Annotated in this window: 17 protein-coding genes; 11 read left to right on the top strand and 6 right to left on the bottom strand. The window is 69.8% G+C overall.

Going from position 1 to position 19,781, the window contains the following annotated elements; translation table 11 throughout:
• Nucleotides 1-561: PTS sugar transporter subunit IIA (locus UYS_RS0215930; RefSeq protein ID WP_026068623.1), on the bottom strand; the 561-nt coding region annotated here is incomplete at its 3' end.
• A gap of 215 nt (nucleotides 562-776) precedes the next feature.
• Between UYS_RS0215930 and cra the strand changes: the two genes are divergently transcribed.
• The 10 genes from cra to UYS_RS0215880 all read left to right on the top strand — a co-directional run bounded on the left by cra (nucleotide 777) and on the right by UYS_RS0215880 (nucleotide 12,381).
• Nucleotides 777-1,790 (top strand): catabolite repressor/activator, encoded by a 1,014-nt coding sequence (gene cra / locus UYS_RS0215925; protein ID WP_016856516.1) that lies wholly within the window; start codon nucleotides 777-779, stop codon nucleotides 1,788-1,790.
• 36 nt (nucleotides 1,791-1,826) lie between these two features.
• Nucleotides 1,827-2,783 carry a sugar-binding transcriptional regulator gene (locus UYS_RS0215920; protein WP_016856515.1) on the top strand — a complete coding sequence of 319 codons (957 nt, stop codon included), beginning with the start codon at nucleotides 1,827-1,829 and terminating at the stop codon, nucleotides 2,781-2,783.
• Between the two features lie 158 nt (nucleotides 2,784-2,941).
• On the top strand, nucleotides 2,942-4,702 hold the full coding sequence (locus UYS_RS0215915; RefSeq protein ID WP_016856514.1) for a purine-cytosine permease family protein: 1,761 nt from the start codon (nucleotides 2,942-2,944) through the stop codon (nucleotides 4,700-4,702).
• Between the two features lie 241 nt (nucleotides 4,703-4,943).
• A complete protein-coding gene (locus UYS_RS0215910) occupies nucleotides 4,944-6,254 on the top strand; it encodes an ABC transporter substrate-binding protein (RefSeq protein ID WP_016856513.1) in 1,311 nt (436 codons plus the stop codon).
• 65 nt (nucleotides 6,255-6,319) lie between these two features.
• Nucleotides 6,320-7,210, top strand: coding sequence for a carbohydrate ABC transporter permease (locus UYS_RS0215905; protein WP_026068622.1), 891 nt, complete (start codon nucleotides 6,320-6,322; stop codon nucleotides 7,208-7,210).
• A gap of 15 nt (nucleotides 7,211-7,225) precedes the next feature.
• Nucleotides 7,226-8,104: a carbohydrate ABC transporter permease gene (locus UYS_RS0215900; RefSeq protein ID WP_026068621.1), complete on the top strand. Its 879-nt coding sequence runs from the start codon at nucleotides 7,226-7,228 to the stop codon at nucleotides 8,102-8,104.
• 104 nt (nucleotides 8,105-8,208) lie between these two features.
• On the top strand, nucleotides 8,209-9,354 hold the full coding sequence (locus tag UYS_RS0215895; protein WP_016856510.1) for an ABC transporter ATP-binding protein: 1,146 nt from the start codon (nucleotides 8,209-8,211) through the stop codon (nucleotides 9,352-9,354).
• A gap of 10 nt (nucleotides 9,355-9,364) precedes the next feature.
• Entirely contained in the window at nucleotides 9,365-10,051 is a 687-nt protein-coding gene (locus UYS_RS0215890; RefSeq protein ID WP_016856509.1) for an HAD family hydrolase, read from the top strand.
• Nucleotides 10,052-10,172: 121 nt separating this feature from the next.
• On the top strand, nucleotides 10,173-10,805 hold the full coding sequence (locus UYS_RS0215885; protein ID WP_040478750.1) for a nucleoside triphosphate hydrolase: 633 nt from the start codon (nucleotides 10,173-10,175) through the stop codon (nucleotides 10,803-10,805).
• 100 nt (nucleotides 10,806-10,905) lie between these two features.
• Nucleotides 10,906-12,381 carry a mannitol dehydrogenase family protein gene (locus tag UYS_RS0215880; RefSeq protein ID WP_016856507.1) on the top strand — a complete coding sequence of 492 codons (1,476 nt, stop codon included), beginning with the start codon at nucleotides 10,906-10,908 and terminating at the stop codon, nucleotides 12,379-12,381.
• A gap of 102 nt (nucleotides 12,382-12,483) precedes the next feature.
• Here the strand turns inward: UYS_RS0215880 and UYS_RS0215875 are convergent, their stop codons facing one another.
• The 5 genes from UYS_RS0215875 to edd form a co-directional block, all read right to left on the bottom strand.
• Nucleotides 12,484-13,440 (bottom strand): carbohydrate kinase family protein, encoded by a 957-nt coding sequence (locus UYS_RS0215875; RefSeq protein WP_016856506.1) that lies wholly within the window; start codon nucleotides 13,438-13,440, stop codon nucleotides 12,484-12,486.
• A gap of 30 nt (nucleotides 13,441-13,470) precedes the next feature.
• Nucleotides 13,471-14,343, bottom strand: a complete 873-nt coding sequence (locus UYS_RS0215870) for an aldo/keto reductase (protein ID WP_016856505.1) — start codon at nucleotides 14,341-14,343, stop codon at nucleotides 13,471-13,473.
• Nucleotides 14,340-15,317, bottom strand: a complete 978-nt coding sequence (locus UYS_RS0215865) for a D-hexose-6-phosphate mutarotase (protein WP_016856504.1) — start codon at nucleotides 15,315-15,317, stop codon at nucleotides 14,340-14,342. The genes UYS_RS0215870 and UYS_RS0215865 overlap by 4 nt, the downstream gene beginning before the upstream one ends.
• Nucleotides 15,318-15,380: 63 nt before the next feature.
• On the bottom strand, nucleotides 15,381-16,349 hold the full coding sequence (gene glk, locus UYS_RS0215860; RefSeq protein WP_016856503.1) for a glucokinase: 969 nt from the start codon (nucleotides 16,347-16,349) through the stop codon (nucleotides 15,381-15,383).
• A gap of 109 nt (nucleotides 16,350-16,458) precedes the next feature.
• On the bottom strand, nucleotides 16,459-18,345 hold the full coding sequence (gene edd / locus UYS_RS0215855) for a phosphogluconate dehydratase (RefSeq protein WP_016856502.1): 1,887 nt from the start codon (nucleotides 18,343-18,345) through the stop codon (nucleotides 16,459-16,461).
• 238 nt (nucleotides 18,346-18,583) lie between these two features.
• On the opposite strand from edd, the gene UYS_RS0215850 reads away from it, so the two are divergent.
• Nucleotides 18,584-19,729 carry a GNAT family N-acetyltransferase gene (locus tag UYS_RS0215850; protein WP_026068620.1) on the top strand — a complete coding sequence of 382 codons (1,146 nt, stop codon included), beginning with the start codon at nucleotides 18,584-18,586 and terminating at the stop codon, nucleotides 19,727-19,729.
• The last annotated feature ends 52 nt before the right edge of the window (nucleotides 19,730-19,781 follow it).

Genomic DNA, 19,781 nt, shown 5'->3' with positions numbered 1-19,781 from the left:
CACGGCGGCGACGAAGGCGGCGTCGACGCACTCGGCCTGGCGCAGCCGGGCGGCGCCGGCCAGCGCCAGCTCGCGATGGTCGCGGGCGGGGAAGCCCAGGCACAGGGTGTCGGCGTCGAGCCGGGCCTCGACCACCGCCTTCGACAGCAGCTCGGCGATCTCGGCGGCCCGTTCGGCGCCGGCCAGGCGCTCGGCGATGCCGTCCTGGTCGAGCACGTGGGTCAGCTGGCGCAGGATGTCGAGGTGCTCGTCGCTCTGGGCGGCGATGGTCACCAGCACGTGGACGCGCTGGCCGTCGTGCCACTCGATGCCCTCGGGGAACTGCAGCACGCGCACGCCGGTGGCGCGCACGTGCTCGCGGCTCTCCGGGGTGCCGTGGGGAATGGCGATGGCGTTGCCGAGGAAGGTCGAGGACTGGGCCTCCCGGGCGTGGAGGCCGTCGCGATACTCGGGGGCGACCAGCCCGGCGGCGTGCAGCGATTCGGCGGCCTGATCCAGCGCGTCGCGCCAGTGCTCGGCCCGGCAGCCGAGCAGGACGTCATCCTGGCGTAGGGTCAACATCGATGTCTCCGGTGGTCGGGGGCGACGCCGGGCCATTCCATGGCTCCCGGGGCGCAGCGGTGGCTTGTGCGGGGAAGGTGAATCGTGTCACCTTCGATAGGGCGAATGCTGGAATGCTTGCTCCGGCTTGGCAAGTCTTAATGTCTACGACTTTGGCAGGGGATGGTGGCGCGGCGCTCCCGCGTAGAATGCCACGTCCAGTTCAGGGGGGATCCATGACGCTCGCGGAAATCGCTCGACTGGCCGGGGTGTCGCGCACCACGGCCAGCTATGTCATCAACGGCCAGGCCGAGAAGCGACGCATCAGCCAGGACACCGTCGACCGGGTGATGGCGGTGGTCGAACACCATCGCTACCGGGTCGATCCCCAGGCGGCGGCACTGCGCCGTGGCTCCAGCCGGACCCTGGGGCTGATCGTGCCCGACCTGGAGAACGTGACCTACGCGCGGCTGGCCAAGCGGCTGGAGCGCGGCGCCCGGGAGGCGGGCTACCAGCTGCTGATCGCCGGCTCCGACGACCGGCCGGAGGTCGAGCGCGACCTGGCACTGGCGCTGCGGGCGCGGCGCTGCGAGGTGCTGATCACCGCCAGCAGCCTGCCCATGGACGATCCCTTCTACGCCGAGCTGCAGGCCGAGGGGCTGCCGGTGGTGGCCGTCGACCGCGGTTTCGATGCCGCGCGCTTCCCAAGCGTGGTCAGCAACGACGCCGAGGCCGCCGGGCGGCTCGCCGCCTCGGTGTTGTCGCCCGGGAGGTCGCGGGTGGTGTGGCTGGACGCGGTGCCCTGGCTGTCGATCACCGAGGAGCGGCGCAGCGGCTTCGAGCGGGCGCTGGCCGGGCGCGAGGCGATGGCCCTGATGCTGTCCGGCGAGCGCTACGATCGCGCCGAGGGCGCGCGGCTGATGCGTCGGGTCATCGACGAGCACGGGCTGCCGGACGCGCTGGTCACGGCGTCCTATTCGCTGTTCGACGGCGTGCTCGATACCCTGCTCGAGGCCGGCGGGCTGCCGGCCTCGCTGCGGCTGGCGACCTTCGGCGACAGCCGGCTGCTGGAGTTCCTGCCGGTGGCGGTCAATTCCGCCGAGCAGGATCACGACCGCATGGCCGAGGCGACGCTGGAGAGTGCGCTGGCCGCGGCCCGGGGCGAGGGCGCCCCGGGGCGGCGGGCGGTGCCGCGGCGGATGCGCTGGCGGGCGGGGCACGATTGTGCCGACGCGCCAGGCTTGCGATGATTTGCCGCATCGCAGTCATCTGAGCAGAGCCCGCACGTGGACAAGTTCGAACAACGCCTGGACCAGGCCGCCCGTGCGGCCTGGCTCTCCTATGTCGGCGGACGCACCCAGGACGAGATCGCCGGCCAGCTCGGCGTGTCGCGTCCCGGCGTGCAGCGCCTGCTGGCCCTGGCGCGCCAGGAAGGGCTGATCAAGGTGCATGTCGACCACCCCATCGCCGGCTGCATGGCGCTCTCCGAGGCCCTGTGCGAGCGCTACGGGCTCGATTTCTGCGATGTGGTGCCCACCGCGACGGACACCGATGCCGACGCCAGCCCCCCCTACCTGGCGGTGGCGGCGGCCGACCGGCTGGCCAAGTACCTGGAGCGCAGCGATCCCCTGACCCTGTCGCTGGGCACCGGCCGTGCGGTACGCGCCATGGTCGAGGCGCTCAGTCGCATCGACCGGCCCCAGCACCGCTTCGTGTCGCTGGTCGGCAACGTGGCCCGGGACGGCTCCTCCAACCGCTACGATGGCGTGATGGTGCTGGCGGACAAGACCGGCGGCGGCCGCTTCCTGCTGCCGGCGCCGGTGGTGGCCGACAGCGTGGAAGAGAAGCGGGCACTCTGCGGCCAGCGGCTCTATCAGTCGGTAGAGCGGGTCGCCCGGGAAGCCGAGGTGGCCTTCGTCGGCGTCGGGCGCATCGATCGCCGCGCCAACCTCTTCCAGGATCACTTCATCAGCGAGGCCGAGCTCGAAGAGCTGCTGGCCGGCGAGGCGGTGGGGGAGCTGCTGGGCTGGCCGCTGAGCCGCGACGGCCGGGTCATCGACTGCTCCATCACTCGCCGCATGACCAGCCTGCCCCTCGAGATCCTGCGCGACCGGCCGCTGGTGGCGGTGGCGGGGGGGCGTGCCAAGGGCACGGCGATCCTGGCCGCCCTGCGTGGCGGCTGGCTCCAGGGCCTGGTCACCGACGAGGGCGCGGCGCGGGCCATCATCGAGGCGGGGCCGTAAGCGCCGCCTTCGGCCTCGATCCTCCACGCTACGGCTAAAGTCTAAGGTCGCAATTTTGCGTTTTTGGTGCGCACAAATGATCATTTGCTTTTTATATGATCAAATGTTCGCTGTTAGGGGCGCGTCTACGTGGCCCGAGTCATCATGAGGAGTTTTCTATGGCCACCACCGGGCCAGGCCTGGACCGGCACATCGCCCAGATGGACGATGAACAGCTGCCGGTTCCGCCGCACAAACTGCATCGTTGGCCGCACTTCGCCGGCCTGTACGCTGCCGAGCACGTCGCCGCCACCGAGTTCGTGATCGGTGCCACCTTCGTCGCCCTCGGCGCGGGCATCTGGGACATCCTGATCGGCCTGCTGGTCGGCAATGCCCTGGCCGTGCTCAGCTTCTGGCTGATCACCACCCCGATCGCCATCGAGACCCGCCTGAGCCTCTTCACCTACCTGCACCGCATCGCCGGCGACTCGATGGCCTGGCTCTACAACTGGGCCAACGTCATCATCTTCAGCGTCATCTCGGCGGCGATGATCACGGTCTCGGCCACGGCGGTACGCATCCTGTTCGACATTCCGGCCCAGGCGCAGCCCTATCCGACCGACCCCGCCTTCGTGGTGCTGGCGCTGGCGGTCGCCGCCATCGTGGTGCTGATCGCGGTCTACGGCTTCAATGCGCTGACCGAGTTCGCCAGCATCTGTGCGCCCTGGCTGATGGTGATGTTCACCGCCGGGGGTATGGTGCTGCTGCCGGAACTGGCCGAATCGGTCACCGGAACCACCACCCTGGGCGACTTCTCCACCTTCATCGAGGTCGCCGGCAGCACCGTCTTCACCGGCACCGATGTCGACGGCGAGCCGGGCATCGGCATCTGGGAAGTGATCGGTTTCGCCTGGGCGGCCAATACCTTCTCGCATTTCGGCCTGATCGACATGGCGCTGCTGCGCTATGCCAAGCGCAAGCGCTCCGGCCTCGCCACCAGCACCGGCATGATGTTCGGCCACTATGTCGCCTGGATCTCGGCCGGCCTGATGGGCGCGGCGACCGCGGCGGTGACCCAGACCAGCATCGCCGTGCTGGAGCCCGGCGAAGTCGCCTGGCATGCGCTGGGTGCCTCCGGCTTCGTGATCGTGGTGGTCGCCGGCTGGACCACGGCCAACTCCAACCTCTACCGGGCGGGCCTCGCGGCCCAGGCGGTGATGCCCCGCTTCTCGCGCAACAAGGCCACGCTGCTGGTGGGGCTCGGGGTCGCCGTGATCAGCTGCTTCCCGTTCATCTATCGCAGCATGCTGCCGCTCTTGACCTATGCGGGCCTGCTGCTGGTGCCGATCGGCGGCATCATCTTCGCCGAGCACCACCTCTTCCCCCGACTCGGCTTCAGCCGCTTCTGGGCGCGCTACAAGGGGCTCGCCCACAACGTGCCGGCGCTGGCGACCTGGGCGCTGTCACTGGCGTTCGCCTGCGTCCTGAACCTGAGCGACGTGATGCCCTTCTACTACCTGTTCGTGCCTACCTGGTGCGTGTCGATCGCCGCCTATACCCTGCTGGCCAAGCGCTTCGGTGCCGCCGAGGCCTATCCCGAGGCGGAGGCGAGCGAGCGTGACTTCCAGGCGCGGGTGGAGGCCTTCCATGCCCAGCAGGCGGCGCAGGAGCCCGCGGGCCCGACCCGGGACACCAGCACGCTCAGCCGGGTCATCAAGGCCGTCTGGATCCTGGGCCTGGTGGTGCCGAGCCTGCTGGCCGTCAAGGTGCTCTTCTTCAGCGCCGACCTGGCCGGCTACCAGGCGAACCGCGAGCTGTTCTACGACATCACCATCTGGTGCACCCTGGCCTATTTCGTGTTCGCCTACTGGGGGCTGAAGCGGGCCAAGGCCGTGCAGGAGGGGAGGGCCGCCTTCGTCACGCAGACCTCGAGCCGCTGAGCCGGCTCTGGCATGTCCCGCGGGCATCGCCCGGAGGATCCGACGTCGCTGGCGCGGATGCCGATCTCGGCATCCGCGCCACTCTTTTCTCCCCGAGGTCCCATCTTGCCCCTAAAGTATAAGCATCATGGCTTTGCCTTTTCGGGGGTGCTATCCGATCATTTGATCGTCAGTTGATTTAAATGATCGATTTCCTCGTGTGACCCGATAACAACACAACAACCTTTCCAAGGAGCAAGCCATGACGCTTACACGCGCACTCCCCCTGGCCGGCCTCACGGTCCTGGGCGCCACCGCCGCCCAGGCGGAGACCCTCACCGTGGCCACCGTCAACAACAACGACATGGTGATCATGCAGGGCCTCACCGAGGCCTTCGAGCAGGCGCATCCGGACATCGAGCTCGACTGGGTGGTCCTCGAGGAGAACGTGCTGCGCCAGCGCCTGACCACCGACATCGCCACCGGCGGCGGCCAGTTCGATGTCATGACCATCGGCACCTATGAGGTGCCGATCTGGGCCGAGCGTGGCTGGCTGGCGCCGCTCGACGACCTGCCCGCCGACTACCGGGTCGACGACCTGCTGCAGTCGGTGCGCGACGGCCTGAGCCAGGACGGCATCCTGCAGGCGCTGCCGTTCTACGCCGAGAGCTCGATGATGTACTACCGCAAGGACCTGTTCGAGGAGGCCGGCATCGAGATGCCCGAGCAGCCGACCTGGCCGCAGGTGCGCGAATGGGCCGGTCAGCTGCACGATGCCGATCAGGAGCGCTACGGCATCTGCCTGCGCGGCAAGCCGGGCTGGGGCGAGAACATGGCGCTGGCCACCACCATGGTCAACAGCTTCGGCGGGCGCTGGTTCGACATGGACTGGAACCCGCAGATCGACTCCCCGGCCTGGCAGGAAGCGATCGGCTTCTATGTCGACCTGCTCAACGACTTCGGCCCCCCGGGCGCCAGCTCCAACGGCTTCAACGAGAACCTGGCGCTGTTCTCCCGCGGCAACTGCGCGATGTGGGTCGACGCCACCTCGGCGGCGGGCAAGCTGTTCGACACCGACGAGTCCCAGGTCGCCGACGCGCTGGGCTTCGCTCCGGCACCGGTCGCGAAGACGGAGAAGGGCTCGCACTGGCTGTGGTCCTGGGCCCTGGCGATCCCGGCCTCGTCCGAGTCCAAGGACGCGGCGCAGGAGTTCATCACCTGGGCGACCTCCGAGGCGTACGTGAACCTGGTCGGCGAGCGTGAGGGCTGGACCAGCGTGCCCCCGGGCACCCGCAAGTCCACCTACGAGAACCCGAACTACCAGGAGGCCGCGCCCTTCGCCGGCTTCGTGCTGGACGCCATCCAAGGCGCCGATCCCACCGACGCGACCCTGGAGCCGAGCCCCTACATCGGCGTGCAGTTCGTCGGTATCCCGGAGTTCCAGTCCATCGGTACCCAGGTCGGCCAGATGGTGGCCTCGGCCCTGACCGGCGAGACCTCCGTCGAGCAGGCCCTGCAGGCGGCGCAACGCGCCACCGAGCGCACCATGAAGCGCGCCGGCTACCTGGATTGATCCGTGTGCGCCGACCGGGAAGCCCCGGCCGGCGCCTTCTTCGCGACCCCTCACGGTGACCGAGTATGAACAAGACCAGAACGTCCGGGCGAACCATCGGCGGATTGAGAACCCTCTCGCTGCAGGCGCCCGCCGTCTCCCTGCTCTTCCTGTGGATGATCGTGCCGCTGGCGATGACCGTCTGGTTCTCGCTGCAGCGCTACAACCTGCTGATGCCGGGCATGACCGGCTTCGCCGGCCTCGAGAACTACGAGTACCTGTTCACCGATCCCGCCCTGTGGTCGGCGATGGGCACCACCCTGCTGATGGTGGGCTGGGTGCTGGTGATCACCGTGGTCGGCGGCACCCTGCTGGCGGTGCTCTTCCAGCAGGAGTTCTTCGGCCAGGGCATCGCCCGGGTGCTCGCCATCTCGCCCTTCTTCGTCATGCCCACGGTCAGCGCCCTGGTATGGAAGAACATGATGATGCACCCGGCCAACGGGGTGCTGTCCTGGGTGGCCGAGCTGTTCGGCCTGCCGGCGGTGGACTGGTTCTCGTCGCTGCCGCTGACCTCGATCATCATCATCGTGGCCTGGCAGTGGCTGCCGTTCGCGCTGCTGATCCTGCTCACCGCCATGCAGTCGCTGGACGAGGACCAGGTCGAGGCCGCCCGCATGGACGGCGCCGGGCCGATCGCGATCTTCTTCTTCATCACCCTGCCGCACCTCAAGCGGGCGATCAGCGTGGTGATCATGATCGAGATGATCTTTCTGCTGACCATCTTCGCCGAGATCTTCGTCACCACCTCCGGCGGCCCGGGGCTTGCCACCACCAACCTGGCCTACCTGATCTACATCCGCGCCCTGCTCGACTTCGACGTCGGCATGGCCTCCGCCGGTGGGGTGGTCGCGATCATCCTCGCCAACATCGTTGCCATCTTCCTGGTCCGCATGGTGGCCAAGAACCTGGAAAGCTGACGCAGGAGCGCGCCCATGACGACTGCAAGAACCCCCTCCGTGGCTTCGGCTCCGCCGGCCAAGCGATCGGCCCTGACCGAGGCCCTGCTCAACCGGCGCCTGTGGCTCGGCGTGCTGGGCTGGAGCGTGGCGCTGGTGATCTTCTTCCCGATCTTCTGGATGGTGCTGACCGGCTTCAAGACCGAGGCCGAGGCGATCGCCGAACCGAGCCTGATCTTCTCGCCGACCCTCGACAGCTACGCCGAGGTGCAGAGCCGCGCCGGCTACGCCAAGTTCGCCATCAACAGCGTGGTGGTGGCCTTCGGCTCGACCCTGCTGGCGCTCGTGATCGCCATTCCGGCGGCCTACTCGATGGCCTTCCTGCCCACCAGGCGCACCAAGGGCACCCTGTTGTGGATGCTGTCCACCAAGATGCTGCCGCCGGTCGGCGTGCTGGTGCCGATCTATCTGCTGTTCCGCGATGTCGGGCTCCTGGACACCCGCACCGGCCTGATCATCGTCTACACCCTGATGAACCTGCCGATCGTGGTGTGGATGCTCTACACCTTCTTCAAGGACATGCCCAAGGACATCCTCGAGGCGGGCCGCATGGACGGCGCCGGCACCGTGCAGGAGGTGCTCTACCTGCTGCTGCCGCTGACCCTGCCCGGCATCGCCTCCACGGGCCTGCTGTCGGTGATCCTGAGCTGGAACGAGGCCTTCTGGAGTCTCAACCTGACCTCGTCCCAGGCGGCGCCGCTGACGGCCTACATCGCCTCCTTCTCGAGCCCCGAGGGGCTGTTCTGGGCCAAGCTCTCCGCGGCCTCGACCATGGCCATCGCCCCCATCCTGGTGTTCGGCTGGCTCACCCAGAAACAGATGGTGCGCGGCCTGACCTTCGGTGCGGTCAAATGAATGGTGACGATGCCGACGACACGTCATCGGCCGCTGCCCTGGCATAACGACAAGAAATAGCTACTTTTCGGCGCCCCGGCGCCGCCGGGTAAAGGAATCTCATTATGGCAACGCTAGAACTCAAGCAGATCACCAAGAGCTTCGGCGACACCCACGTGATCAAGGGCGTCGATCTCGAGGTCAACGACCGGGAATTCGTGGTCTTCGTCGGGCCCTCCGGCTGCGGCAAGTCGACCCTGATGCGCATGATCGCCGGGCTCGAGAGCGCCACCAGCGGCGACATCCTCATCGACGGCCAACGCATGAACGAGGTGGGCCCGGCCGATCGTGGCCTGGCCATGGTCTTCCAGAGCTATGCCCTCTACCCGCACATGACGGTCGAGGACAACATGGGCTTCAGCATGCGCCTGGCCGGCGTCCCCAAGGAGAAGCGCCGCGAGAAGGTGCTCGAGGCGGCCAGGATCCTGCAGCTCGAGCCGCTGCTGGACCGCAAGCCCAAGGCCCTCTCTGGCGGCCAGCGCCAGCGCGTGGCGATCGGTCGGGCCATCGTGCGCAACCCGAGCATCTTCCTGTTCGACGAGCCGCTCTCCAACCTCGATGCGGCCCTGCGCGTGCAGATGCGCATCGAGCTGGCCCGCCTCCATGAGGAACTCGATGCCACCATGATCTATGTCACCCACGACCAGATCGAGGCCATGACCATGGCCGACAAGATCGTGGTGCTGCAGGGCGGCGAGATCGAGCAGGTCGGCTCGCCGATGGAGCTCTACCACCACCCGCGCAACCGCTTCGTGGCCGGCTTCATCGGCTCGCCGAAGATGAACTTCCTGCCGGTCGAGGTGGTGGAGGCCGACGCCGAGGGCGTCAGCGTCAGGCTGCCGGGTGGGGGCATCACCAAGGTGCCGGCCGAGGGCAAGGACCTGCGCCCCGGGACCGCCCTGGAGCTCGGCATCCGACCCGAGCATCTGGCGCTGGACGATCAGGGCCCGCTGGAGGGGGGCATCCAGGTGCTGGAGCGCCTGGGCGGCCAGACCTCGCTGTACGTGCAGATGGGCGAGGCGATGATCACCCTCATGGCCGACGGCGACGTGGCGCATCGGGTCCACGACAAGGTGCGCTTCGGCTTCGCCCCGGGGCGGGCGCATCTCTTCGACGAGCAGGGCCTGGCGCTGCCGAGCCTGAACCAGCATCCCCTGGCCGGCCTCAAGCGCCAGGACAACCGGGCGGCCTCCGATGCCGTCGGTCAGTGAGGACACGCCCATGCATCGGTTGATCTTCGACTGCGACGGCGTGCTGGTGGACAGCGAGGCGATCGCCGAGGCCACCCTGATCGACCTGCTGGGGGCCTGGCTGCCGGACCTGGCCGCCGAGGCCGAGCTGAAGGCGGCGCTCGGCATGACCACGGCGAACATCCTCGCGCACCTGGAGGCCCGCAGCGCCCATCGCCTGCCGCCCGACGCCACGGAACGGGTCGACGAGACCATCGAGGCGCGGCTGGGCCGGGAACTGACCGCCATCGACGGCGTCGCCGAGGCCCTCGCGGGGCTCACGCTGCCGCTGGCGGTGGTCTCCAACAGCCGACGCCAGCGGGTGCTGGCGTCCCTTGCCACCACCGGGCTCGAGGCGCGGCTGGACGGGGTGCCGATCTTCACCGCCGACCAGGTGGCGGCGCCCAAGCCGGACCCGGCGCTCTATCGCCTGGCGGCGGCCGAGCTCGCCTGCGCGCCGGACCATTGCCTGGTGGTGGAGGACAGCGTGGCCGGCGTTACCGCGGCCCGTGCGGCCGGCATGACGGTGATCGGCTTCGTCGGCGCCAGCCATGTGCCGGCGGGGCAGGCCGAGCGGCTGCGCGCGGCCGGGGCCTGGCAGGTGCTCGATCACATGCGGGGCCTTGAGGCCCTGGTGCAGCAGTGGCGGGCCGCGCGCGCCCCCGCCGTCGGTTCCTGAGGGGCGTGGGACATGTCAGGCGTGAGGGCGTTCGTGAGCCGCCGGTGGTGTCACCGGCATCAAGCGTCGATGATGAAGACTGGATGAACCGACGTGACGAGCGAAGACCCGAATGACGACCATGATTCCCCCTATCCACGACATGGCCCAGCGGCTCCTCGAGGCGGCGAGCGGCAAGGCGCGTTTCATCGTGGCCCTGGCCGGGCCACCGGCGGCAGGCAAGTCCTTCCTCTCGGGCCGGCTGTGTGGCGAGCTCAACGAGCGACGGCCCGGCATCGCCGCGGTGGTGCCCATGGACGGCTATCACTACGACAACGCGGTGCTCGCCCCCGAGGGCCTGGTGCCGGTGAAGGGCGCCCCGGAGACCTTCGATATCGACGGCCTCCGGCACGACCTGGCGCGGATCCGGCGGGCCGACCGCACCGTGGCCGTGCCGGTCTTCGACCGGCCCCTGGACCTGGCGCGGGCCGGCGGCCGACTGATCACCCCCGAGCACCGGGTGATCATCGTCGAGGGCAACTACCTGCTGCTCGATCAGGGCGACTGGCCGGGGCTGCGGTCGCTGTTCGACCTGACGCTGTTCCTCGAGGTGCCCGACGAGGTGCTCGAGGCGCGGCTGATCGAGCGCTGGCTGGGCATGGGGCAGGACCAGGCGGGTGCCATCGAGCGCACCCGCCACAAGGACATGCTCAATGCCCGTCTGATCAAGGCCGCCTCGATGCCCGCCGACCTGCACTGGAGCACGATCGTGTGAGTCGGGCCGACCCCCATTTTTTCGTTGGCCGGGAAGCTTCCCGGCGCTTTACCCACCCCGCCCGATCCCGGCGGGAATGACGCTTCTCAGGAGCACCAGCATGACCCAACTCGACAATGCCCACCTGATGGACCTGGGCCCCGATGTCGCCACACCGAGTTACGACCGGCAGGCGGTCACCGCGGGCATCGTCCATATCGGGGTCGGTGGCTTCCATCGCGCCCACCAGGCCATGTACCTGGACGAGCTGATGAACCGGGGCGAGGCGCTGGACTGGGGCATCGTCGGGGTCGGCGTGATGCCCGGCGATCGTCGCATGCAGGAGATCCTGGCCGCGCAGGATCATCTCTACACCCTGGTGGTGAAGCACCCCGACGGGCGTCGCCAGGCGCGGGTGATCGGCGCCATGATCGACTACCTGTTCGCCCCGGCGGATCCGGAGGCGGTGATCGAGAAGATGGCCGACCCGGCGATCCGCATCGTCTCCCTGACCGTCACCGAGGGCGGCTACAACTTCCACCCGATCAGCGGCGAGTTCGACCTCGACAATCCCGACGTCCAGCATGACCTGGTGCCCGGGGCCGCGCCCAGGACCTCCTTCGGCCTGCTCATCGAGGCCCTGCGCCGCCGCCGCGAGCGGGGCCTCACGCCCTTCACGGTGATGTCCTGCGACAACATCCAGGGCAACGGCGACGTCGCCCGCAGGATGTTCACCGCCTTCGCCCATGCCCGGGATGCCGAGCTCGGCGCCTGGGTCGAGGCCGAGGTGCCGTTCCCGAACTCCATGGTCGATCGCATCACGCCGGTCACCACCCCCGAGGACATCGCCGAGCTCGGCAGCCAGTTCGGCGTCGAGGATGCCTGGCCGGTGGTCTGCGAGCCCTTCACCCAGTGGGTGCTGGAGGATCACTTCGTCGCCGGCCGTCCGGCCCTCGAGCGGGTCGGGGTCCAGCTGGTCGAGGACGTGGTGCCCTATGAGCTGATGAAGCTGCGGCTGCTCAACGCCAGCCACCAGGCGCTGGCCTACTTCGGCTATCTGGCCGGCTATCGCTACGCCCACGAGGCCAGCGCCGACCCGCTGTTCGAGGCCTTCCTGCTCGACTACATGACCCACGAGGCGACCCCCACCCTGTCGCCGCTGCCGGGGGTCGACCTGGAGGCCTATCGCCGCACCCTGATCTCGCGCTTCGCCAATCCCGAGGTGCGCGACACCCTGGCCAGGCTGTGCGCCGAGAGCTCGGATCGCATCCCGAAATGGATGGTGCCGCTGATTCGCCAGCAGCTCGAGACGGGCGGCGATATCCATCGCTGCGCGGCGGTGGTGGCGAGCTGGGCGCGCTATGACGAGGGCGTGGACGAGAAGGGTGAGCCGATCACCGTGGTCGACCGCCTGAAGGACGAGCTGATGGCGATCGCGGCACGCAACCACGAGCATCCCACCGCCTTCATCGAGAACGAGGAGCTGTTCGGCGATCTGGCCGAGAATGCGCGCTTCCGCGAGGCCTATCTCCAGGCCCTGGAGAGCCTGCATCGGCGCGGCGCCCGGGCCACCCTGGAGGCGCTGGTCGCGGCCTGAGGCGGCGCCGTCGCCGGGTAGCCCTCGGCGCCAAGGCGGCTCGCATACGTGAAGACGCCCGATGATGGCCGGCATCATCGGGCGTCTTCGTGTCGGGCGGGATCAGGCCGCGACGAGATCGGCCCGGGTCGGCAGCGCGACGTAGCTGCCCGGGCGGGTCACGGCGTGGGCGCCGCAGCGGCAGGCGAAGGCCAGTGCACCTTCCAGGCGCGCGGTGTCCTGATGCCAGCCCTCGGCGAAGCCGCCCTCGGCCAGCGCCGCCAGCAGCCCGCCGATGAAGGCGTCGCCGCCGGCGGTGGTGTCCACGGCCTGCACCGGCGGCGGGGTGACCGCCAGCGTGAGCCCCGCGCCCAGGGCGCGCACCGGCTCGCCGCCGTCGGTGATCACCGCCAGCTTGACGCCGGCCGCCAGACGCTCGGCCAGCCAGTCGTCCTCGGGGTGGTCGCCGCGCAGGTCGTCCACCTCCTCGCGGGACAGCTTGAGCAGGTCGGCGCTGTCGAGCAGCCGGGTGACCAGGGCGCTGTCGGCGCGGCCCTCGGCCCAGAGGTTATGGCGCAGATTGGCGTCGACGCTGATCAAACAGCCGGCCCGGGCCGCCATCTCGGCCATCGCCAGGGTGGTCTCGGCGATCTCCGGGTCGGTCAGGCTGTTGCTGCACAGGTGCAGGATCGCCGGTTCGGCGAACACGCCGGCCGGCAGGTGCTCCAGGCGGTAGAGCAGGTCGGCGGCGGGCGGCCGGTAGAAGTCGAAGGTGCGCTCGCCCGCGGCGTCGCGGGAGACGAAGGCCAGGGCGGTGCGCGCCTCGCGGGTGCGTGTCACGCCGGAGACGTCGACGCCCTGGGCGGATAGCTCGGCGGCCAGGAAGTCGCCGAAGTGGTCGTCGCCGAGCATGCCGAGGAAGCGGCTGGGCACGCCGAGGCGAGCGCAGGCCACGGCGACGTTGGCCGGCGCGCCGCCGGCGTAAGGGGTGAAGGTCTCGGTCGCGCCCTCGTCGGCCGCGCCCAGGCGGCTGGAGAGCATGTCGACGAGGGCTTCACCGAAGGCGATAACGGGCAGCATGGTGGGGGTCCTTGTGATGAAAGGGGCGGCTCAGGCCACCTCGTGGCCGCGGGCGGCCTCGAGCAGCGCGAACCAGGCCGGGCGCGACAGCTCGAGCGAGGCGTCCCGATGCAGCGTCTCGATGCGCTCGGGCCTGAGGCTGCCGATCACCGGCAGCGGTCGCCCGGGCAGGGCGCGCAGCCAGGCCAGGGCCAGCCCGGCGGGGCTGACGCCGAGGGCCTCGGCCTGGGAGTGCAGCAGCGCTGCCGCCGGGCCGTCCAGCGCCCGTCCGCCGCCCAGCGGCGACCAGGCCATGGGGGCCTGGCCGTCGCCGATCACGGCGTCGTAGAGGCCGTCGAACAGCGGCGCGCTATGGTCGAGCGACAGCTGCAGCTGATGCGCCGACAGGCGCGCGTGCATGCCGGCCTGCAGCCGGCGCCAGGCCTCCGGCAGGAAGTTGGAGATGCCGGCGGCGCCGATCTTGCCGGCGGCGATGGCGTCGTCCAGGGCGCGGCCGGTGGCCTCGGCGTCCATCAGCGGGTCGGGGCGATGCAGCAGGAAGTGGTCCAGCCGCTCCACGCCCAGCCGCTCGAGGGAGGCGTCGATGGCGCGGGTCACGTAGGCCGGCGAGCTGTCGTAGTGCTTGACGGCGAACGCTGAGGCATCGCGCTCGGGCGTGACGATGTCGGTCTTGGTCACCACCCGCACCCGGCGGGCGAGCCCGGGACGGGTGCGCAGCGCGTCGCCGAACAGCCGCTCGCCGGCGCGATCGCCGTAGATGTCGGCATGGTCGAACCAGTCGAGGCCCTGATCGAGGCGCGCCTCGATCCAGTCGGCCAGCCGTTCGGCGGCGTGCAGCTCCGTCGCCTGGTGCAGGTTCATCATGCCCAGCGCGAAGGGCACATCGAAGGTGGGGCCGCTCATGCCGAGGCCTCCAATGACAGGGTGGTGCCCAGCAGGTGCTGGGCGCCGGGCACCAGCCACACCGGGTCGAGCCGGGTGTTGGCCGATTCGACGCACAGGAAGCGACGGGCCGCGGCGGCGGAGGTGTCGGCCGGGCGCGCGTCGCCGGGATGCCAGACCACCGCGGAGTCGCTGCCCTGGCGGGCGATGCGCAGCCGGCGCTGGCCGTCGTCCAGGGTCAGCTCGGCGTTGGTGTGGTAGATGCGATCGAGGCCGCCGCGCACGCCAAGCTCGCCCTGCTGTTCGCGCTCCGCGAAGTCGGCGAGCTTGTCCAGGTAGCGGGCGCCGGCCAGCCCCTCGACGCGGCAGGCCTGGGCGTCATTCACCGCCAGGTAGCTGTGCAGGGCGCCGGTGATCTTCACCGGGGTCTCGCCGCGGTGTTCGGTGATCAGCTCGACGTGCAGGCGGTTGGCGTTGGCCTGGATGACCGCCCGCGGCACCAGCTGGGAGTGCAGGCGCTCCAGCGGCGAAAGATGAAGCTCGACGCCTTCCTCGTGCTCGTCCACGGCGTCGAGGCGCCAGTCGGCCTTGCGCGCCGGGCCGTGCATCGGACCGGAGCGGTCCTCGGACTCGTCGGCGGTGTGCTCGTCGGCGAACCACGGCCAGCACAGCGGAATGCCGCCGCGGATGGCGCCGGGCAGCGCCTGGGGCGTGGGCGTGACCCACAGCCAGCCGCCGGCCACCAGGGCTTCCTCGTCTTCGCCGCTCGTGGCGTGCGCGCCTGCGGCTGTCGCGTCTTCGGGCGCATTGGAAAGCGAGCCCTCAGCGCGCGCGTCTTCGGGCGCGGGTAAAAAGTGAAGCACCTGGGCGCCCTGAAGCGACACCACGAGTTCACCCCAGGCCTCATTGGCCAGCCAGACCTCGCGGCCGGCCCATTCGGCGCGGCGCTGGCCGTCGGTGGCGTCCAGCAGGGCGCGCAGGGATGCGGGAATCATGCAATCTCCTCCATCGGGCCGATCGACGCGGTGGCGCCGGTTGATTCGACCTCTTCCGTCGAGTTACTCGACCTCTTCGTTGTGCAGGGCCTCGGCGGCGCCCAGCAGGCCCGTCCAGGGGGCGGTGACCACCCGGACCGGGATGTCGGCGGTATAGACGCTCATGCGGCCCTTGGTGGCGAAGGCCTCGCGGAAGCGGCTCTGCGGCAGCCAGTCGAGCAGCCTCGGGAGGATGCCGCCGCACAGGTAGACCCCGCCCCGGGCGCCGAGGGTGAGCGCGGCGTCGCCGCTGACGTCGCCGAGGATCTTCAGAAAGCGCAGCAGGGTATCACGAGCCACGGCGTCGCCGCTCGCGGCCGCCTCGGTGACCTCGGCGGGCGAGGTGCAGGCCGGATTGGCGCCCTTCAGCGAGCAGTGCGCCAGGTAGAGGTCGAGCAGCCCCTGGCCGCACAGCAGCCGCTCCACGGAGATGCGGCCGTAGCGGTTGCGGAAGTGGCGCAGCAGGTTGTGTTCCCGCTCGTCGGTGGGGGCGAAGGTCACGTGGCCGCCCTCGGTGGGCAGCGGGATCCAGGCATGGCGGCCGGGGAAGACGCCGGCCACGCCGAGCCCGGTGCCCGGGCCGATCACCAGGCGTGCGGCATGGGGCACCGCCTCGCCGGGCTGGACCTCGACCAGTTCGTCCTCGGCCACGTGGGGCACGCCCAGGGCCTGGGCGGTGAAGTCGTTGATCGCCTTGAACAGCTCGAGCCCCAGCGCCTCCTGCACCTCGGCGCGGGAGAATGACCAGGGATTGTTGGTCATCTTGATCCGGTCGCTGTTGATCGGGCAGGCGAAGGCCAGGCAGGCCTCAAGCGGGGCGGCGTCGCCCACGGCGCCGACCCGTTCCAGGTAGTCGCGTATGGCCTCGACCAGGCCGGGATAGTCGGCGCAGGGCAGGCTCAGGATGTCGTGGGGCTCGAAGGCCCCCGGGGTCACCAGGGCGAAGCGGGCGTTGGTGCCCCCGATATCGCCGATCAGTGCGGGTCGGGTCATCGTCACATTCGTCTCTTGCAAACAGTGCGGGAGCGGGGCCTGGTTCCCCGCTCCCGATCTCTAGGGCCACGATCGTCCCCGGGATGCGCAGGGCAATCCGGGGAACGACTCAGGCGTCCTCGTCGTGGATCTGGCCGGCCTGGCGGGCCAGGTCGTCGGCCTCGAAGCCGCCGAACACCCCGGCGCCTTCCTCGCCGCGCATGGCCAGGTGGCGGAAGCCACCGAACAGCTCGCGGCCGAGGCCGACGTGGTAGTGCTCCAGCTCGACCACGCGCTGTTCGCGGTCGGCCCAGGTGGCGGCGTCGACCTTGGCTTCCAGGGTGCCGGCATTGGCGTCGAGGCGCACGATATCACCATCGCGCAGTTTCGACAGCGGTCCGCCGTCCAGCGCCTCGGGACTGATGTGGATGGCGGCCGGGACCTTGCCGGAGGCGCCGGACATGCGGCCGTCGGTGACCAGCGCCACCTTGTGGCCGCGGTCCTGCAGCACGCCGAGGAAGGGCGTCAGCTTGTGCAGCTCCGGCATGCCGTTGGCCTTGGGGCCCTGGAAGCGCACCACGGCGACCACGTCGCGGTCCAGCTCGCCGGCGTCGAAGGCCGCCTTGAGCTCGTTCTGGTCCTCGAAGATCCGCGCCGGGGCCTCGACCAGGCGATGCTCTTCCTGCACCGCGGAGACCTTGATCACGCCGCGGCCCAGGTTGCCGTCGAGCACGGTGAGGCCGCCGGTGGGGGCGAAGGGCTCTTTCACGCCGCGCAGCACCTCGGTGTCGAGGCTGGCCTCGGGGCCCTCGCGCCACACCAGCTTGCCGTCCTCCAGGAAGGGCTCCTGGGTGTAGGCGGTCATGTCGGTGCCGAAGGCGGTGGGAATGTCGCTGTGGATCAGGCCGGCGCCGATCAGCTCGCGGAACAGGTAGCTCATGCCGCCGGCGGCCTGGAAGTGGTTGATGTCCGCCTGGCCGTTCGGGTAGACCTTCATCAGGCTCGGCGTCACCGCCGAGAGGTCGGTGAAGTCGTCCCAGGTCAGGGTGATGCCGGCCGCCGCGGCCATGGCCACCAGGTGCATGGTGTGGTTGGTGGAGCCGCCGGAGGCCAGCAGGCCGACCACGGCGTTGACGATGGCGCGCTCGTCGATCTGCTGGTAGAAGGGACGATAGTCGCCGCCGGGCTCGGTGTTGCGGATCGCCTGCTCGGTGGCGAAGCGGGTCAGCGCCTCGCGCATCTCGGTGCCCGGGTTGACGAAGGAGGTGCCCGGCAGGTGCAGGCCCATCATCTCCATCATCAGCTGGTTGGAGTTGGCGGTGCCGTAGAAGGTGCAGGTGCCCGGGCTGTGGTAGGACTCGGACTCCGCCTCCAGCAGGTCGTCGCGGCTGGCCTTGCCCTCGGCGAACAGCTGGCGCACGCGGGCCTTCTCCTTGTTGGGCAGGCCGCTCGGCATCGGGCCGGCGGGCACGAACATGGCCGGCAGGTGGCCGAAGCGCGCCGCGGCGATGAACAGCCCCGGCACGATCTTGTCGCATACGCCCAGGTAGAGGGCGGCGTCGAACATGTTGTGCGAGAGCCCCACGGCGGTGGCCATGGCGATCACGTCGCGGGAGAACAGCGACAGCTCCATGCCCGGCTGGCCCTGGGTGACGCCGTCGCACATGGCCGGCACGCCGCCGGCGAACTGGGCGGTGGAGCCCATGTCGCGGGCCGCGGCCTTGATGGTCTCGGGGAAGGTCTCGAACGGCTGGTGGGCCGAGAGCATGTCGTTGTAGGCCGAGATGATGCCGAGGTTCGCCGCGTTCATCAGCTTCAGCGAATTCTTGTCCTGGCTGCCGCAGGCGGCGAAGCCGTGGGCCAGGTTGCCGCAGGACAGCTCGCCGCGGTGCACGCCGCGGCGATGCTGGTCGGCCATGCGCCGCTCATAGAGGGCACGGCGCTCGGCGCTGCGCTCGCGAATGCGCTGGGTGACCTGCTGGACGGTGGCGTTGAGTGGCGTGGAAGCGTGAGCCATGGGGCACCTCGGCAACGAAAGTGAAGGAAGTGTTTTCGTAAGTTTAACAAAAGTATCGCCCGAAAACCGGGGGCGAACCGGGTTATGCGGCTATAGTTGTAATTAATTTACCATGACAGGCGCGTCAAGACCCCTCGTCGCTCAGGGCGGAACGGGGCGGTCTCCGTGTCCCGATCATGCTGTCATCTAGGGTAGGCCCTGCGCCGGCCGCCGTCAGCCGGCCCTCTCGGGAGAGTTCATGAGTCTATTGCGTGTCGTCGAACAGTCCGCCGTGGCCGCCGTGCCGGCCGCGGCCTGGAACGCCCTGGTGGGCGACGATCATCCGTTCCTGCGCCACGAGTTCCTGCATGCCCTGGAGGCCAGCGGGGCGGCGAGCGAGGAGAGCGGCTGGACGCCGCGCCACCTGACGCTGTGGCGCGACGAGGCGCTGGTCGGGCTGCTGCCGCACTACCACAAGCATCATTCCTACGGCGAGTACGTCTTCGACTGGGCCTGGGCCGACGCCTGGGAGCGGGCCGGCGGGCGCTACTATCCCAAGGGGCTCAGCGCCATTCCCTTCACCCCGGCGCCCGGGCCGCGGCTGGCGCTGGCCGATGACGTCGACCCGCGCGAGGCGCGTCGGCTGCTGGCCGAGCGCTGGGAGGGCTCGACGCTGTCGAGCTGGCACCTGCTGTTCGCCGAGGAAGACGAGGTCGCCGCCTGGCGCGAGGCGCGGCCCGAGCTGATCGCCCGGGCCGGGGTGCAGTTCCAGTGGCAGGATCGGGGCTACGGCGACTTCGACGGCTTCCTCGCCGCGCTGACCTCCAAGCGGCGCAAGGCCATTCGCCGCGAGCGGCGCCGGGTCGCCGAGCAGGGGCTGACCCTGCAGCGGCTGGAGGGCGAGGCGATCGGCGAGGCCGACCTGGCGCACTTCTATCGCTGCTACCAGATCACCTATCTCGAGCGCGGCCAGCGGGGCTATCTCAACCGCGACTTCTTCACCCGGCTGCGCCGCGACCTGCCCGAGGCATTGGTGCTGGTCCAGGCGCGCCTCGAGGGGCGGCCGGTGGCCGCGGCGCTGTGCCTGCAGGGGAGCCGCACGCTCTACGGCCGCTACTGGGGCAGCGAGATCGAGGCCGACGGCCTGCACTTCGAGGCCTGCTACTACCAGGGCCTCGAGCACTGCCTGGCCCGAGGCCTGACCCGCTTCGACCCCGGCACCCAGGGCGAGCACAAGCTGGCCCGTGGCTTCGCGCCGCGGCGGCTGACCTCGCTGCACCATGTCGCCGATCCGCGGCTGCGCGCCGGGGTGGGGCGCTTCTGCGCCGAGGAGGCCGAGCACGTGGCGGCCTACGTCGCGGCCGCCGAGCGGGCGCTGCCGTTCCGTCTCGACGATGGCGGCTGACGCGGGTCGGGTGCCGGGGCTTTGATGGATGAGGCGACCCGGGGAAGATGGC

The organism is Halomonas smyrnensis AAD6 (assembly GCF_000265245.1).
Classification (GTDB): Bacteria; Pseudomonadota; Gammaproteobacteria; order Pseudomonadales; family Halomonadaceae; genus Halomonas; species Halomonas smyrnensis.
The sequence above is the reverse complement of the archived record's forward strand: the minus strand, read 5'-3'. Positions and strand labels throughout refer to the sequence as shown.